We start from the raw sequence: 17,437 nt of genomic DNA on the forward strand, positions 1-17,437 counted from the left end.
CCCACAGGGTCGGTGGTGATCGCCTATTTCGTGTCAGGTGCGGGTCGCCCCCCGAGCACTAGCGGCGAACTGGTCAGCCGGCAGCACGTGCTTACGCTCCAGCAGCCGATAAACCACACCCGTCAGCACCAGGCCGAACACCATCACGCAAGACAGGAAGTACAACCCCGACGCCAGATTGCCGGTGTATTCCTTCAACGCGCCGATCACGAACGGGCCGATGTAGCCTCCGAGGTTGCCCACTGAGTTGATCAACGCGATCCCCGCCGCTGCACTGGCGCCGGCGAAGAAGCGACCCGGCAAGGTCCAGAACACCGCAGTGCAGGAAAACAGCGCGAACGCCACCAGGCACAGCGCCGCCAATTGCAGCACCGGCACCGTCAACCAGGCGCTGAGGAACAGACCGATGGCGCCCAACACATACAGCACGGCCAAATGACCGTAGCGATCATTCAAGCGATCGGAGCTGCGCGGAATGATCAGCAAACCGATGATCCCGAAGATGTACGGCACCGACGACACGAACCCGGTCACCAGGTCAGTGCCACCGAATTGCTTGATCAACGTCGGCAACCACAAACCGAGACCGTAGATGCTCAGGGTCACCGGCAGATAGAACAGCGCCAGCAGCAACACACGTTTGTCCTTCAGCGCATGCAGCGGATTGCCGTGGCGGGTCTGGCCGTATTCTTCCAAGTCCTTTTTCAGCTCGCCGGTCAGCCAGTCTTTCTCAGACTGGTCCATCCATTTCACCTGTTGCGGGCCGTCCGGCAGGTAACGCAGCACCGGCCAGGTCAGCAGGATCGCGGGAGTACCGATGACGATGAACAGCCACTGCCAACCGTGCAGCCCAAGAATCCCGTCCATGCCCAGCAAGCCGCCGGACACCGGGCCGGTGATCATCATCGCGATGGGTTGGGAAAGGATGAACAGCCCGAGGATCTTGCCGCGATGGCGGATCGGGAACCATTGGGTGATGTAGTACAGAACGCCCGGGAAGAAACCGGCTTCGGCCGCACCGAGCAGAAAGCGCATCACATAGAAGCTGTTCGGTCCCTGGACGAATGCCATGCCGATGGTGATGGCGCCCCAAGTGACCATGATCCGCGCAAACCAGCGCCGGGCGCCGAAGCGGTCGAGCATCAGGTTGCTGGGGATTTCCAGCAGGAAGTAGCCAATGAAGAACAGCCCGGCACCCAGGCCATAAGCCGCGTCACCCAGGCCGATATCGGCGCCCATGTGCAGCTTGGCGAAACCTACCGCGGAGCGATCTACATAGGCGATCAGGTACAGCAGGATCAGGAAGGGAATCAGTTTCAGCGTGATGCGGCGAATAAGCCGCAGTTCCTGGCTCATGAGTTCGGTCTCCGATTGTTGTTGTTATAGAACCTCGGGGGACGCCTCTCGCAGAAAACTGCCAGGGCCATCCCTCCGTTGAAAACGACTATATAGTAATACTATTTAACCAACAACACTTCCAAACAGCCGAAATTGCGCTTATGTTACGCCGTAGCTCAAACAATATAGTCATACAATAAGAGAACAGATTATGTCTGATAAGAAACCCACCCTGCGCTCCGCCCAATGGTTTGGCACCGCCGACAAGAACGGCTTCATGTACCGCAGCTGGATGAAGAATCAGGGCATCGCCGACCATCAGTTCCACGGCAAGCCGATCATCGGCATCTGCAACACCTGGTCGGAACTGACCCCGTGCAACGCGCATTTCCGGCAGATCGCCGAGCACGTCAAACGCGGGGTGATCGAAGCCGGCGGTTTTCCAGTGGAATTCCCGGTGTTCTCCAACGGCGAATCGAACCTGCGCCCCACTGCGATGCTTACCCGTAACCTGGCGAGCATGGACGTCGAGGAAGCGATTCGCGGTAACCCGATCGATGGCGTGGTGCTGCTCACCGGTTGCGACAAAACCACTCCGGCACTGCTGATGGGCGCGGCCAGTTGCGACGTGCCGGCCATCGTCGTCACCGGTGGGCCGATGCTCAACGGCAAGCACAAGGGCCAGGACATCGGCTCGGGCACGGTGGTCTGGCAGCTCAGCGAACAGGTCAAGGCTGGCACCATCACCCTCGACGATTTCCTCGCGGCCGAGGGCGGCATGTCACGCTCGGCCGGCACCTGCAACACCATGGGCACGGCCTCGACCATGGCCTGCATGGCCGAAGCACTCGGCACTTCCCTGCCCCACAACGCGGCGATTCCGGCGGTCGATGCGCGCCGTTATGTGTTGGCGCACATGTCGGGCATGCGCGCAGTGGAGATGGTGCGTGAAGATTTGAAACTGTCGAAGATCCTGACCAAGGAAGCCTTCGAAAATGCCATCCGGGTAAACGCCGCCATCGGCGGTTCAACCAACGCGGTGATCCACTTGAAAGCCATCGCCGGGCGCATCGGTGTCGAGCTGGATCTGGATGACTGGACCCGCATCGGTCGCGGCATGCCGACCATCGTCGACCTGCAACCGTCCGGGCGCTTCCTGATGGAAGAGTTCTACTACGCCGGCGGCTTGCCCGCGGTACTGCGTCGCCTCGGCGAAGCCAACCTGATTCCGAACCCGAATGCCCTCACCGTTAACGGCAAAACCATCGGCGAGAACACCAAGGACGCGCCGATCTACGGTCAGGACGAAGTGATCCGCACCCTCGACAACCCGATCCGCGCCGACGGCGGCATCTGTGTGCTGCGCGGTAACCTGGCGCCACTCGGTGCGGTGCTCAAGCCATCCGCCGCGAGTGCCGAATTGATGCAACATCGCGGGCGTGCTGTGGTGTTCGAGAACTTCGACATGTACAAGGCGCGGATCAACGATCCGGAACTGGATGTAGATGCCCATTCGATTCTGGTGATGAAAAACTGCGGTCCGAAGGGTTATCCGGGCATGGCCGAAGTCGGCAACATGGGATTACCGGCCAAGCTGCTGGCCCAGGGCGTGACCGACATGGTGCGGATTTCCGACGCACGCATGAGCGGCACCGCGTACGGCACTGTTGTTCTGCATGTGGCACCGGAAGCGGCGGCTGGTGGGCCTTTGGCGACAGTGAAGGAAGGCGACTGGATCGAGCTTGATTGCGCCAACGGGCGTTTGCACCTGGACATTCCGGATGCAGAGCTGGCGGCGCGCATGGCCGACCTGCAGCCGCCACAGCAATTGATCGTGGGCGGTTATCGTCAGTTGTACATCGACCATGTGCTGCAGGCGGATCAGGGTTGCGACTTCGACTTCCTGGTTGGTTGCCGAGGGGCCGAAGTGCCGCGCCATTCTCACTAATTACCACAACCCCTGTGGGAGCGGGCTTGCCCGCGATAGCGGTGGATCAGTCGCCATCAATGTTAAATGTGATGGCCCCATCGCGGGCAAGCCCGCTCCCACATATTGATCTTCATCTGAGTCAGGACTGTGCTTGCTCTGACGACCATCACTCGCCGCGCCTGCTATCATGCGCCGCACCCCCATCGCACAGGATCGCGTCGTTCCCCATGGATTACCGCAAACCCTCCGAACGCAAAAGCATGCATTCGCGCATCGTCCAGGAACTGGGCATGCAGATCGTCTCGGGACGCTTCAAACCGGACGACAAACTGCCCGCCGAAGCCCTGCTGTGCGAGGAATACGCGGTCAGCCGGCCGGTCCTGCGCGAAGCCACCCGAGTGCTGGTCGCCAAGGGCCTGGTGTATTCCCGTCCGCGGGTCGGCACGGTGGTCAAGCAGCGCAAGGAATGGCACATGCTTGACCCGGACGTGCTGCACTGGCTGATGCAAAGCAGCCCGCAAAATGAATTCTTTGATCTGTTGACCAGTGTGCGCAGCATCATCGAGCCGGCCGCCGCCGCGTTGGCCGCGCAGTTCGCCACCGACGAAGACATCGCCTCCATCGGTGAAGCCTACCAACGCATGGAAGCGGCACCGACCCCGGAAGCCTTGTTGCAACCGGATCTGGATTTCCATAGCCGCATCGCCGACGCGACTCATAACGACTTGCTGGCGAACCTGTGCAACATGCTGTCGGTGGCGATTGCAGAAGCCTTGAAGCATTCCAACCAACGACCGAATCTGCATGAATTGGCGATGCCACGGCACAAGGCGATCCTGACCGCTATCGAGAATCGCGATGCGCTGGGCGCACGGCATGCGACGCTGGTGCAACTGGATGATGCGCGCAGTGCGTTGAATGTGGTGTTGGGAACCGATCCCTCATAACCACCACCGAACCCTGTGGGAGCGGGCTTGCCCGCGATGGCGGCGGATCAGTCAATACAAATGTTGAATGTTAAACCGTCATCGCGGGCAAGCCCGCTCCCACAGGGACTGGTGTGAACATGAGATCGAGTAGGAGGCGGATTTACATCCGCCGTCCTCTCACACCACCGTACGTACGGATCCGTATACGGCGGTTCAAGCTATGCGGCTAAGCCGGTTTATCGTATCCAGTACCGAGACCAACCCAAGTTGATCCCATAGCTTCTTCGGCAGCGCCTGATTCATATGAGATGCTCCCGAGCTCCACCATGGGCCTCGGCCATTGAAGGCTGATTTGCAGGCGCGAGCTTCGCTAAGCCCCAGGCGCATCAAGTTACGTGCCCTCGTTGAGGGCCGCTTCCATTGACGCCAGACGACGCAGCGAAGTTTGCGCCGCACCCAGCCGTCAATTTCCTCAAGTGGCCGTTTGCTCTGACTGAGCTTGAAGTAGCCTGCCCACCCGCGCAGTACAGGGTTTATCCGTTCGATGACATTCGCCATCTTGTGGCCCCGCGCCCCGCGCAGCAGGTCTCTTAACCGGTCGCGCAAGCGACCCAGACTCATCGTCGCCACTCTCAGCCTCGGTTGCTGATGCCAGCTCATCCCATAACCCAGATAGTCGCAGACCCAAGGCCGTGCTACGTGGCTCTTTTCCCGGTTCAGCGTCAGTTTCAGGCGCTGATTCAGGAAACGCCCAACACCGGCCATCACCCGTGTGCCAGCTCGCTGGCTGCGCACATAGATGTTCGCGTCGTCGGCATAACGCACGAAGCGATGGCCTCGCCGTTCAAGTTCGCGGTCGAGTTCGTTGAGCAGGATGTTCGACAGCAACGGCGAGAGCGGGCCGCCTTGCGGCGTCCCTTCCTGCCGTCGGCTGACGAGTCCGCCCGACATCGTTCCCGCTTCGAGGTAACGACGGATCAGCGTGAGCACACGCTTGTCTTCGATTTGACGCGCCACGTAGGCCATCAGGACATCGTGGTTGACCCGATCAAAGAACTTCTCGAGATCAAGTTCCACGCACCAGCGGTGACCCGCTGCCACGTGGCCGCGAGCGGTTTCGATGGCTTGGTGAGCGCTTCTACCCCGACGAAAGCCGTAGCTGTAGTCCGAGAACAGAGGATCGAAGATTGGCGTGAGCTGTTGCAGCAGTGCCTGTTGGATCAAGCGATCCACGACGCTGGGAATACCCAGTTGCCGTGTTCCACCTTTGGGTTTGGGGATGTCAACGGCGCGTACACCCTGCGGGTGATACTCGCCGGCCAGCAACCTCACCTTGAGGGTCGGCCAATACTGTTTCACGTAGTCCGCCAAGTCGTCGACCGTCATGCCATCGGCACCCGGTGCGCCCTTGTTGCTGACCACACGTTGATACGCACGCCTAAGGTTGACCGGTGCAAGCACCCGCTCCATCAGCGTGTCCGGCTCCGCGTTCGTCCACGTCACAGACGCCGCCGATACCTGTGCGCTGTCAGCCGTCATCCTCGGATACTGTCCGGGACTCGGAGTAACAGTCTTCTCTTGGAGAACTTTCTGCATTTCGGTATTCAACGAGACTTTGACGCCTACTGGCGGCATAACTTGTTCAGCCCTTGGTGACGGGGTTATTCGCCACTTACTACGGCCTCGGCTGACTTCTGCACGTTCATCCCGTCGCCTCTCGACGCTCGGTAGCACTGTGGCAAACGTGCAGATCTCCCAGGGTAATTCGCGCGACCTTCCTGCTTATGCCTGTCGGATCTACGTCGCAGCGTCCCGTGCAAGTATTGGGCTTTAGGGAAACACGCCCCTTTACCCCGCTGCGCCGCCTCTATCCGCTTGCTGTTCGTCAGGCCAGCATTTTGCCTCGGGCTTCCTTCAGATTCGCGGTCACCCGCGACACCCTTGCCTCTGGCTAACACTTCCCCTTGCCGGGTGTGTAGAGGACTTTCACCTCCAAGTCACCAGCGAGGCCACCACAGCCAAGCTGGTTGCGCTTGCGCGCAACGCGCCATGCCTGGCGCACGTATAAAAAAAAAGCCGCAACCAAGGTTGCGGCTTTGTTGTTTCAACGACCGGTCAGTGAGCAAACAGCGAGTTGCCCTTCTGCCCTGCCAGTTTTTCCGGCTTGATCAGGAACCGCGCCAGCGCTGGCAGCAGCCACAACGCGCCGAACATGTTCCAGAGCAGCATGAAGGTCAGCATCAGACCCATGTCGGCCTGGAACTTGATCGCCGAGAAGATCCAGGTGCACACGCCGATCGCCAGGCACAGGCCGGTGAACAGTACGGCTTTACCGGTGGACTTCAGCGTCTGGTAGTACGCCTCTTGCAGCGGCAGACCCGCACGCAGGAAGCTTTCCAGACGGCTGTAGATGTAGATCCCGTAGTCCACGCCAATCCCCACCCCGAGCGCCACCACCGGCAAGGTCGCCACTTTCACGCCGATGCCCATGAACGCCATCAACGCGTTGCCGAGTACCGAAGTCAGCACCAGCGGCAACACGATACACAAGGTCGCCGCCCAGGAACGGAAGGTGATCATGCACATGGTCGCGACGCAGATGTACACCAGAACCAGAATGGTCAGTTCGGAGCGTTTGATCACCTCGTTGGTGGCTGCTTCGATCCCGGCATTACCGGCGGCAAGGATGAATTCCAGGCCTTCCTTGTTGTTGTCTTTGGCGAAGTCCTGCACCGCATGCACCGCACGGTCCAGGGTTTCAGCCTTGTGGTCGTTGAGGAACACCAGCACCGGGGCCAGGGAGCAATTGTTGTTGTACAGGCCATCGGCACGGGCGATGGAGTTGTTCAGCACGTCCGGGTTGCGCGACAGGGTTTCCCATTTCAGGTTGCCCTCGTTCATGCCCTTGATCATCTGCTTGGACACGGTGACCAGCGAGATCGCCGACTGCACGCCCTCGGTGTTCTGCATCTTCCACATCAGCTCGTCGATCGGCGCCATGGCCTCATAACGCGAGCAACCTTCGGACTTGGTCTTGACCATCACCACCAGCACGTCGGAACTGGTGGAATAGTTATTGATGATGAAGCTGTTGTCCTTGTTGTAACGCGAGTCCGGACGCAGTTCCGGCGCGCCTTGGTCGAGGTCGCCGATTTTCAGGTTCTGGCTGTACCAGAGGCCGCCACCAAAAGCGATCAGCGCCAGGGCAATGGAAATCGGTGCAACTTTCGGGCTGGCAAAGTTCGACAGCAGGCGCCAGAACGGATGTTCGCGGTGCGCGTCTTTTTTGCTGCGTTCGACGGCGCGTTTACTGATACCGACGTAGGAAATCGCCACCGGCAGCAGGATCAGGTTGGTAAACACGATCACCGCCACGCCGATGGACGCGCCGATGGCCAGTTCACGAATCACGCCAATGTCGATGATCAACAGCGTGATAAAGCCCACCGCATCCGCGAGGATCGCGATCATCCCCGGCAGAAACAACTGACGGAATGTGCGGCGTGCCGCTGTCAGCGCGTTCTCCGCCTCGCTGGACTGCAAGGCGATACCGTTGATTTTCTGCACGCCGTGGGAAATCCCGATGGCGAAGATCAGGAACGGCACCAGCATCGAGTACGGGTCAAGCCCGAAGCCGAAGAAGTGCATCAAGCCGAGCTGCCAGACCACCGCCACCAGCGTCGTGCTCAAAACCGCCACGGTACTGCGCATGCAGTTGGTGAACCAGTACAGCAGGATCAGCGTGATGACGAAGGCGACGCCGAAGAACATCACCACCATGACCAAGCCATCAATCAGGTCGCCGACTTTCTTGGCGAAACCGACAATGTGGATCTTCACGTTGGGGTTCTGCGCTTCGAACTTGTTGCGGATCTTGTCTTCTAGCTCGTGAGAGAACTTGCGGTAGTCCAGCGCCAGCAACTTGCCCTGGTCCTGCGGGTCCGGGTAGGACTCCAGCAGCGGGATGTCGACGATGCTCGACTTGAAGTCGTTGGCCACCAGGCGCCCGACTTGCCCGGACTTGAGCACGTTGTTGCGCAGCAGGTCGAGGCTTTGCTGGGAGCCGTTATAGCTCTGGGGAATCACTTCACCGCCGGCGAAGCCCTCCTCCGTCACCTCGGTCCAGCGCACGCTCGGGCTCCACAGCGACTTGAGACCGGAACGGTCGACACCGGAAATGTAGAACACCTCGTCGTTGATCTGACGCAGGGTCTCCATGTATTCCTTGGAGAAGATGTCGCCATCGGTGGCTTCCACGGAAATCCGCACCGTGTTGCCCAGGTTCGCCAGATCGTTGCGGTGCTCCATCATTTTTTCAATGAACGGATGCTCGAGCGGAATCATTTTTTCGAAGCTGGTGGACGGCCGGATCAATGTCGCCTGCCAGAACAGGAAAACACTGACCAGCAGGCAGATGACGATGACTGCCGGGCGGTTGTTGAAAATCAGGCGTTCAAGAAATGTCGCCTTGTCCTGATGAGGAGTGCTTAAGGATGTCATAGACCCGCCTTCTTATTATTTGCCCGGCTCATTTGGACGACCCGTTTTTTCCATTCTCTGCGCCGGTGGACGAAGTGACGCGAACACCACCCTGTCCAGCCAGAATCAGATTGCCGTTGCCTGCCGCCGTCACCGCCGAAACGGAAATGCGATCCGGACGGTTGAACACGCTGAAGGTTTCGCCGTCGTCGGTGCTGCGAATAATGCTGCCGCCGTTGCCGACGATCACGATGGAACCATCGTCGAGCAGCGTGGCACCGGACAGACCGAACTCCAGCGCGCCGCGTGCAGCCTTGAGTTCGACCTGCTCCCAAGTACTGCCGAAATCCGTGGAACGGTAGAGATTGCCGCGCAACCCATAGGCCAGCAGCGTGGCCGGTTGCGCAGTGCCGATCACACCGAACAGCGAGCCTTCATAGGGGCCCTCAAGCTTTTCCCAGGTCTGCCCATCATCGGCGGAGCGGAACATGCTGCCCTGCTCACCTACGATGAAAATGCCGGAATCCTTGACCGCGGCAATGGCGTTGAGGTGGTACTGGTCTTCGTTGTCCAGGCGATCGCTGACGTTTTCCCAGTTTTTACCGCCGTCGGTGGTTTCCAACAAGGCACCGTAAGCGCCCACGGCAACTCCGCTGTTAACGTCCTTGAACCAGACGTCGAGCAGCGGCGATTCGCGTGTCAGGTCTTCGAATTGTTTGGTCCAGGTGATGCCGCCGTCTTCGCTGGCAAGGATCTGCGCATCATGGCCAACGGCCCAGCCGTGTTTGTCATCGACAAAAAACACTGCCGTCAGCAGTTGCCGGGTCGGCACCTTGGCCTGGGTCCAGGTTGCGCCCTGGTCATCGGAATACAGAATGTGCCCGCGATCGCCGACCGCCACCAGGCGTTTGCCGGCGTGTACGACATCGAGCATCAGGCCTTTGCTGGCCTTGGCGGATTCAACGGAATAAACCACATCGGTGGCCGACGCGGCAGCGGCCAGCGCGGGCGCCGACAGCACGGTACAGCCCAACAGCGAGAGCGCTGTAGCCAGCAACGCGAACCTGCGTAACGCCGGCGGGCGGCCAATACTCACACCCATGACAGGCTCACTCATAGACCTTCCCCCACATTATTATTGTTAGGTCGTTCAACCCTTCAGGGCGCCGTTAGGGGTACTCACCGGGATTGACCTATTCAGGAGCATAGTCCTGAAACCCGCAATCCAGAGCCCCTTCGGAAGCTGGCTTATCCTATCGGGGTTTGGAAAGGTCTGACAATCGACGCCACGTTATGTTTTGTTAACCTGAGGGGGTTGGGGTTTGGTGTACATATCCGTTGCTGCGGTAATGGCTTCTATTGGTTTCGCTTTTACAGCGAGTCACTTTCGAAAAGCGCGAAAGTAACCAAAGCGCTTCTGCCCCTGTCGTTCGGTGCCTCGCCTAGGCTCGGCATGCCCTCGCTCCGGTCCTGCTCCGTGGGCCCGCCGCGATCGGCCATCCATGGCCGTGCGCGGCTAACCCGGCATCCATGCCGGGTTGCCCACTGCGCAGAACCTCCACTCAGCCTCTCGAGGGGGCGGTGCATCAAGGTCAAAAGCAGCAGGTGAGCTAACGCTCGGCCTGTTGAGTGGTGAAAAGCGCTGTCGTACGCCGATCTATTGTGGGAGCTGGCTTGCCTGCGATGGCAATCTGTCAGCCGACCAATCTTCCCCGGATGTACCCAGCCCAACTGTGGCAGCGGGCTTGCTCGCGAAGCTGTTGATCTTGCCGTTGCTTTGGCTTTGGCTTTTGATCTTGATCGTGATCTGTTGCCCCTTTCCCAGAGGCCGAACGCAGGCGTTGCGTAGGGGGCACCGCGGCAAGGATGCCGCGGTAGCCGCCCCCGGCCATGGATGGCCGATGGCGGCGGGCCCCCGGAGCAATGCCTTCGTTATGGCATGCCGAGCCTAGGCGAGGCACCGAATGGAGGGGCAAAGCCTTTTGGTTCCTTTTCGGCGTTTGGAAAAGGGACTCGCTGTAAGAGCGAAACCGCCAGCCGCCGTGACCGCAGAAACGGATATGTACACCATCAAAAATCCCGGTCGGCTATCAGGCCGCCTTCGCAGGCAAGCCAGCTCCCACAATTTGATCGGTGTACATCCACAAGAGACAGGTCAGCTATCAGATCGCCTTCGCGGGCAAGCCTCGCTCCCACAGGGTCCGTGTGAACCCTGAAGGAGCAAGACCAAACTCAAGCCAGGCTTTTGCTGACCACTTCAAACACGTCGCTGGACAGTTGCCCAGAAGCGCGAATCCGCTCCAGTTCACCTTTCATCAACGCCTGACGGGCGTCGTCGTATTTGCGCCAGCGAGTCAGCGGCGCCAGTTGGCGAGAGGCGATCTGCGGGTTAAACCCGTTCAACTCGATCACCAGATCCGCCAGGAACCGATATCCAGAACCATCGGCCGCGTGGAAGTTGATCAGGTTCTGCCCGGCAAACGCGCCGATCAGTGCCCGCACCTTGTTCGGGTTCTTGATCGTGAACGCCGGGTGTTGCATCAAGGCTTTGACCCGCTCCAGACCGCCCGGCAATGGGCTGCCGGCCTGAACGCTGAACCACTGATCCATGACCAGCGGATTGTCTTTGAAGCGTTCAGCGAAGGTCGCCAACGCCGTGGCTTTCTGCTCTTCGAATGGCGAATTCACCACCACCGCCAACGCCGTCAGACGCTCGGTCATGTTGTCGCTGGTGTCGAACTGTTCAAGGGTTGCCGCCAACACTTGCGGCTTGCCGCTGAGCATCAGGTACGACAGCGCAATGTTTTGCAGCGCACGGCGGGCGAAATGCTCGGCCTCGGCCACATACGGCGTTTTCTTCGAGAGATCGCGATTGGCCTGATAACGCAGCCACAATGCCTCGAACAAGCCTTCAGCCAATTGCTTACGGGCAAACTCGCGAGCCGTGTGAATGGCATCTACGTCAGCCACTTCACTGATCTCGGTCAGATACGCCTCGCCCGGTAACGAGAGCATTTCGGCGACCATCGCCTGATCCAGTGTGTCGTCGGACAGCACGGTACGCAGTGCTGAAACCAAACGCTGATCCAGCACCAGCGCTTCACCCTTCTGTTGCTGTTCGATCAACTCTTGCAGCACCTGCACCGACAATTGCTGACCGGCATCCCAGCGGTTGAATCCGTCGCTGTCGTGCTGCATCAGGAACATCAGCTGATCGCGGTTGTACGGGAAGCTCAGTTTCACTGGCGCCGAGAACCCGCGCAGCAACGAAGGCAGCGGCTTTTCAGCGATGTCGACGAAAGTGAAGGTCTGCTCGGCTTCTGTCACCGAAATAACCCGCGAAGTGCCTTGAGCACTGGCTTCACCGGAAAGACGCAGGGCAATTTCGCCACCCTTGCTGTCCAGCAGGCCCAGTTCCACCGGAATCACAAACGGCAGTTTTTCCACCTTGTCCGGGGTCTCCGGGCAGCTCTGGCGGAAGGTCAGGCTGTAGGTTTTCGCTGCGGCGTCGTAGGACTCGCTCACTGCCAAACGCGGTGTGCCGGCCTGGCTGTACCAGCGTTTGAATTGGGTCAGGTCAACGCCGTTGGCGTCTTCCATGGCCTTGATGAAGTCGTCGCAGGTCACGGCCTGGCCATCATGGCGTTCGAAGTACAGGTCGCTGCCTTTGCGGAAGCCTTCGGCGCCAAGCAAGGTGTGGATCATGCCGACCACTTCCGAACCCTTTTCGTACACGGTCAGGGTGTAGAAGTTGGAAATCTCGATGAAGCTGTCCGGGCGCACCGCGTGGGCCATCGGGCCGGCGTCTTCGGCGAACTGGTGGGTGCGCAGGTAAGCAACGTCCTGGATGCGTTTGACCGTGGCCGAGTTCATGTCGGCAGAGAAGCCGGAATCGCGGAACACGGTGAAACCTTCCTTGAGCGACAACTGGAACCAGTCGCGGCAGGTCACGCGGTTGCCCGACCAGTTGTGGAAGTATTCGTGGGCAACGATCGCTTCCACACGCTGGTGCGCGGCGTCGGTAGCGGTTTCGGCGCGGGCCAGTACGGCACTGGAGTTGAAGATGTTGAGGCCCTTGTTCTCCATGGCGCCCATGTTGAAGTCGTTGACCGCGACGATCATGAAGATGTCCAGGTCGTACTCGCGACCGTAAACCTCTTCGTCCCAGCGCATCGACTTCTTCAGGCTGTTCATGGCGTGCTGGCACTTGTCGATGTTTTCCGGCTCGACGTAGATACGCAGCGCCACGGAGCGCTCGGTCATGGTGGTGAAGGTGTCTTCGACGCACCACAAGTCACCGGCCACCAACGCGAACAGGTAAGCCGGTTTCTTGAACGGGTCTTCCCAGGTCGCCCAGTGCCGGCCGTCTTCGCCCGGACCTGAGGCAATCGGGTTGCCGTTGGACAGCAGCACCGGATAGCTGTGCTGCTCGGCGACCACCGTGGTGGTGAACGTGCTCATCACGTCCGGGCGGTCGAGGTAATAGGTGATCTTGCGGAAACCTTCGGCCTCGCACTGGGTGCAGAACATGGTGCCGGATTTGTACAGGCCTTCCAGGGCGGTGTTGGTTTCCGGGTGGATCTTGACGCTGGTGTCGACCGTAAAACTTGTACCGGTCGGTTGCAGGGTCAGGTGATTCTCGGTCAACTGGTAGTCGGCGGCGCTCAGCTCACGATCGGCCAATGTCACCGACAGCAGCTCGAGTTGCTGACCGTCCAGCACCAGCGGCGGCAAGCCCGGGCCACGTTCAGGATTGCGGCGCATCACCAGTTGCGCATGGACCAGGCTGTGGTCCTCGAACAACTCGAAGGTCAGGTGCGTCTCGTCGATCAGGTACTCAGGTGCCTGATAGTCCTTCAGGTAGATCATCTTCGGTTGTTCGGTGCGCATACTGGAATCCTTACTGATGCACGGCGAGCTGGTAGGCCGTGTATTTACGAATATTGATCACGCCGGTGTCGAAAATCAGGTACTGGCCCTTGATCCCCAGCAGCGTGCCTTCGGCAATCGGGTTCTTGTCCAGGTTGAAGCTGACAATCTTGACCGGGTATTGCTCGACCGGATAGCGGATCTCGAGCGGTTCGACATCGGTAATGGTCTGGATTGCTTGTAGGCCAAATCGTTCCTGCAATGTTTGCAGGCCTTCGGCGCAGCTGTCGAACAACTGATCGCGAACCTGCGCCAGGTCCACCGACACCGCATCGCCCTTGAGTAAAGCACGCCAGTTGGTCTTGTCGGCTACCTGGCTACGGAACAGGTCTTCGACGAAGCCCGACTGCTGACGGGTCGCGACGCGCATGATCGGCAAGGCCTGGCTGGCGCCCTGATCGAGCCAGCGGGTCGGTAGCTGGGTGGCGCGAGTAATGCCGACCTTCACCCCTGACGAATTGGCCAGATACACCACATGATCGGTCATGCAAAACTTTTCGCCCCACGCAGGCTCACGGCAGGTGCCGGCGTCGTAGTGGCAACGTTCCGGGCTCATGATGCAAATGTCGCACTGCGCCAGTTTGGTCATGCACGGGTAGCAGTAACCCTGGCTGAAACTGGTTTTGGTCTTGCGTCCGCAATGGGTGCAATGGATCGCCCCCAGGTATTCCAGGCGCACTGTGGTGCCGATCAACGGATTGACCGGTACCTCGGCGTCGCCCAGACGAAAAGCGTACTGAACGTTCGGCCCGTCAAGGCGCGCCGACATTTTGCTGATTGCACCGCGGCCAATCTCGATCAATGGATGGCATCCGATTTGAACAGAATGTTTGGCACTTCAATCGACTTCGACTCGCATTCCTGCGGGCCCATGTAGCCGGTGCGCTCTTCCTCGGGCAGGTTCTGGATTTCCCAGGCGATCATCGCTTGCAGAGACAGTTCGCGCTGCTCGGCGGTGAGTTTGCCGCCGTCGGACCATTTGCCGATTTCCACCGCCAGTTTCAGGCTCTGATAGATATCCGGGGTGATGTTTTTGATCATTTCGTTAAAAGAGGACATTAAGGGCTCCGCGCTCTTTAATTCACATAACTTATTTGGAAGTCAGTTTACGGCGGTTGTACAAACCGCCCAACAAACCGGTGAAGCATCCGATGAGTAACCCGCTGACGTGGGCCGCGTTGGCAATCTGGCCGAAGCCGATCATCGAGACCAGCCCGGACAGGCACACCAGCAACCACACCAGCATCATCACCAACACCCCTCGGGGCAGGCGATACGCCGGGTTCGGCGACAGAACCTGGAAGATCCAGCAATGCCCGAGCAGGCCGTACAGCACCCCGGACAACCCGCCAAACAGGCTCGGACCGCTGAAAAGGTATTGGGTATAGTTGGACACCAGGCTGAACAACAGCGTCAGGCCGATCAGGTTGATGCTGCCCTGACGCGACTCGATGCGCCGCCCCAGTTCCCAGTACCACATGCCGTTCATGGCCAGGTGCAGGACGCCGAAGTGGATCAGCATCGGCGTCACCAGACGCCACCACTGCCCCGCCGCCAGGCTGTCAGCCAATGGCGTGAAATGGATGTACTCACCGACCACACGAAAATCGAGGAAGGTCAGCCAGCGTATCGTTTCGAGATTTTCGCCCAGCAGCGTCACCATGCCGACGATCAGACTCAGCAGCAGCACCAGCGCCGTAGCCTTGCTGTGGCGCAATTGCTCGACGAAGCCCGGACGCGGTCGCGTCTGCGCGATCGGGATATCCAGTTGCTGATCGGGGTCGCCCGCCGGAAAGCGTTCGTACAATGAGCGTACGTCTTCGCTGATGTTGGCCGGGACCCACAGCACCTGCTCGCCCGCCTCTTCGCTGACCCGATGGGGCACTTGCATACGCTGCAGCAATTTGACGAACCCGCTCAAATCCACCGCCAGAGGCAGACGCAATACCGCTACCGCCGTCATTGCAGCACCTCCGGCCGCTCGACATCGACCCAGACAAATTTATGCGGGTCGAGACGGGTTTCCTGATCCAGGCGATAAGCGACCAGTTTGCCGTAGAGCACCGCGCTGTAATCCAGGCACGCCAGGTTCGGGCGGATCGGCGCCGGTTTGCCGCTGCGCCAGTAATGACCGACGAACAACAGCGGCTCATCGACGCCGTAGCGCAGCAAGTTGTCTTTTTCGCGGGACGATAGCGGCGTGCGGGCCACCGGCTCAGGCAAGGCGTCGGGCTGGAACACTATGTCTCCGTAGGTTTGCGGGTCGTCTTCCCAGAACTTGGTGCGGAAAAACGAGCGCGTCAGGCCGTCGCCGCTGGTCATGGTCAACCCGTGGGGCAAGCGCATGTCGGTGCCGCGTAACAGGCGATCGAACACGGTGCAGGCAAAACTGCCCGGTACCGCGGAGGCCTGGAGGAAATGCTCATCGATGCAGCCGTCGGGGAACAATCCACGCAACGGCTCGATCAGGCTGGCATCCCAGCAGGCATGCACGACGCGAAAGCGTCCGGCATCGACGAACAATGGCAGTTCATAGAACCATTGCAGGAAGTCATGCCATTCCGCGGGATGGTCTTCGAACTGGGTCAGGGTTTCGTGCAACAGGCGGCCATGGCGCGGCGTGTGTTCACGCACGAACTGCTGGCCACTGCCCGGCAGCGCTGGCGTGCTCCAGCCAAGGGCGTTGAATTCATGGTTGCCCATGATGCACAGCGCCTGCCCGGCCTCGACCATGTCACGGACGATGTGCAGCGCCTCGCGAATCCGCGGGCCGCGGTCGATGATGTCGCCGAGGAACACCGCCATGCGCGACGGATGCCGCCAGACGCCAGCCTGTTTGTGGTAACCGAGCCGGTCGAGCAAGTGCTCAAGGGTCAGAGCGCAACCGTGCACGTCACCGATCAGGTCGTAGCTACGCGCGGGATCGAGCATCAGTCGCCTCCACCACCCAACTTGCTGCCCCAGCCGAGCTTGGTCCGGCAGACTTCATAGTAGTTGTGGTCCAGCGGATGAATCAGCCGCAGTTTCTGCGCTTTCTTGCTGATGGTGATGGTGTCACCGGGCGCGCAGGTGAAGTGATTCTGCCCGTCACAGGAGACTTGCGGGTAAATCTGCATATCTTTGGACACGACGATTTTCAGCTCACTGTTGCCATCGACCACGATCGGCCTACCTGACAAGGTATGGGGGTACATCGGCACAATCACAATAGCGTCGAGCTTGGGATGCATGATCGGGCCGCCCGCCGACAGCGCGTAAGCGGTCGAACCGGTTGGCGTGGCAACGATCAGGCCGTCGGCCTTCTGGCTGCAGACGAACTGGCCGTCGATGTACAACTCGAACTCGATCATCCGCGTCGATTTGCCGGGGTGCAGCACCACATCGTTCAGCGCATCGCCCTGGCCAATGGCCTCGGCGTGGCGGCGGACTTCGGCTTGCAGCAGGAAGCGGTTTTCCACCAGGTAGTGGCCGTCGAGCACTTCGGCGACTTTGACTTCCAGCTCATCGGGACGAATATCGGTCAGGAATCCCAGGCTGCCACGGTTGATGCCGAGCACCGGAATATTGTGTCGGGCCAGCGCCCGGGCGGCGCCCAGCAGGCTGCCGTCACCACCGACCACAATCACCATGTCACACACTTCACCGAGCATCTTGCGCGACGAAGTTTGCAGGCCATGACCCGGCAGGACTTCGGCGATGGTGTCTTCGAGGATCACGTGCAGGTGACGATCGAGCAGAAACCGTTTCAGTCGGCGGACGGTATCCAGCACCTGAGAACTGCCCAGGCGACCGATGATGCCGATATTACGAAATTGCTCCATGGGGCTCCTAT

General features: G+C 59.8%; 12 protein-coding genes. 2 read left to right on the forward strand and 10 right to left on the reverse strand.

Annotated elements, in window-relative coordinates; all coding sequences use genetic code 11:
• Positions 1 to 33: 33 nt before the first annotated feature.
• Positions 34 to 1,356, reverse strand: coding sequence for an MFS transporter (locus AB3226_RS01650; RefSeq protein WP_367371743.1), 1,323 nt, complete (start codon positions 1,354 to 1,356; stop codon positions 34 to 36).
• Between the two features lie 193 nt (positions 1,357 to 1,549).
• Here AB3226_RS01650 and AB3226_RS01655 point away from each other — a divergent pair, with 193 nt between their 5' ends.
• Complete coding sequence (locus AB3226_RS01655) at positions 1,550 to 3,286, forward strand: IlvD/Edd family dehydratase (protein WP_367371744.1); 1,737 nt, start codon at positions 1,550 to 1,552, stop codon at positions 3,284 to 3,286.
• 209 nt (positions 3,287 to 3,495) lie between these two features.
• Positions 3,496 to 4,215, forward strand: coding sequence for a FadR/GntR family transcriptional regulator (locus AB3226_RS01660; protein WP_367371745.1), 720 nt, complete (start codon positions 3,496 to 3,498; stop codon positions 4,213 to 4,215).
• A 195-nt stretch (positions 4,216 to 4,410) separates the two neighbouring features.
• Here the strand turns inward: AB3226_RS01660 and ltrA are convergent, their stop codons facing one another.
• The 9 genes from ltrA to AB3226_RS01705 all read right to left on the reverse strand — a co-directional run bounded on the left by ltrA (position 4,411) and on the right by AB3226_RS01705 (position 17,426).
• Entirely contained in the window at positions 4,411 to 5,832 is a 1,422-nt protein-coding gene (gene ltrA / locus AB3226_RS01665) for a group II intron reverse transcriptase/maturase (protein ID WP_367371746.1), read from the reverse strand.
• A 480-nt stretch (positions 5,833 to 6,312) separates the two neighbouring features.
• Positions 6,313 to 8,697 (reverse strand): RND family transporter, encoded by a 2,385-nt coding sequence (locus tag AB3226_RS01670; RefSeq protein WP_008011335.1) that lies wholly within the window; start codon positions 8,695 to 8,697, stop codon positions 6,313 to 6,315.
• A gap of 28 nt (positions 8,698 to 8,725) precedes the next feature.
• Positions 8,726 to 9,793 (reverse strand): WD40/YVTN/BNR-like repeat-containing protein, encoded by a 1,068-nt coding sequence (locus tag AB3226_RS01675; RefSeq protein WP_367371747.1) that lies wholly within the window; start codon positions 9,791 to 9,793, stop codon positions 8,726 to 8,728.
• A 1,115-nt stretch (positions 9,794 to 10,908) separates the two neighbouring features.
• A complete protein-coding gene (pepN, locus tag AB3226_RS01680; RefSeq protein ID WP_367371748.1) occupies positions 10,909 to 13,566 on the reverse strand; it encodes an aminopeptidase N in 2,658 nt (885 codons plus the stop codon).
• Positions 13,567 to 13,576: 10 nt separating this feature from the next.
• Positions 13,577 to 14,407 (reverse strand): DUF2797 domain-containing protein, encoded by an 831-nt coding sequence (locus AB3226_RS01685; RefSeq protein ID WP_367371749.1) that lies wholly within the window; start codon positions 14,405 to 14,407, stop codon positions 13,577 to 13,579.
• On the reverse strand, positions 14,404 to 14,664 hold the full coding sequence (locus AB3226_RS01690; protein ID WP_038984092.1) for a YeaC family protein: 261 nt from the start codon (positions 14,662 to 14,664) through the stop codon (positions 14,404 to 14,406). Before AB3226_RS01690 ends, AB3226_RS01685 begins: the two co-directional genes overlap by 4 nt.
• Positions 14,665 to 14,695: 31 nt before the next feature.
• Positions 14,696 to 15,568 (reverse strand): rhomboid family intramembrane serine protease, encoded by an 873-nt coding sequence (locus tag AB3226_RS01695; RefSeq protein WP_367371750.1) that lies wholly within the window; start codon positions 15,566 to 15,568, stop codon positions 14,696 to 14,698.
• A complete protein-coding gene (locus tag AB3226_RS01700; protein WP_367375731.1) occupies positions 15,565 to 16,539 on the reverse strand; it encodes a metallophosphoesterase in 975 nt (324 codons plus the stop codon). The genes AB3226_RS01695 and AB3226_RS01700 overlap by 4 nt, the downstream gene beginning before the upstream one ends.
• Positions 16,536 to 17,426 carry an NAD(+) kinase gene (locus tag AB3226_RS01705; RefSeq protein ID WP_007906781.1) on the reverse strand — a complete coding sequence of 297 codons (891 nt, stop codon included), beginning with the start codon at positions 17,424 to 17,426 and terminating at the stop codon, positions 16,536 to 16,538. The genes AB3226_RS01700 and AB3226_RS01705 overlap by 4 nt, the downstream gene beginning before the upstream one ends.
• Between the last annotated feature and the right edge of the window lie 11 nt (positions 17,427 to 17,437).

The organism is Pseudomonas lini, from assembly GCF_964063345.1.
GTDB lineage: Bacteria > Pseudomonadota > Gammaproteobacteria > Pseudomonadales > Pseudomonadaceae > Aquipseudomonas > Aquipseudomonas lini_B.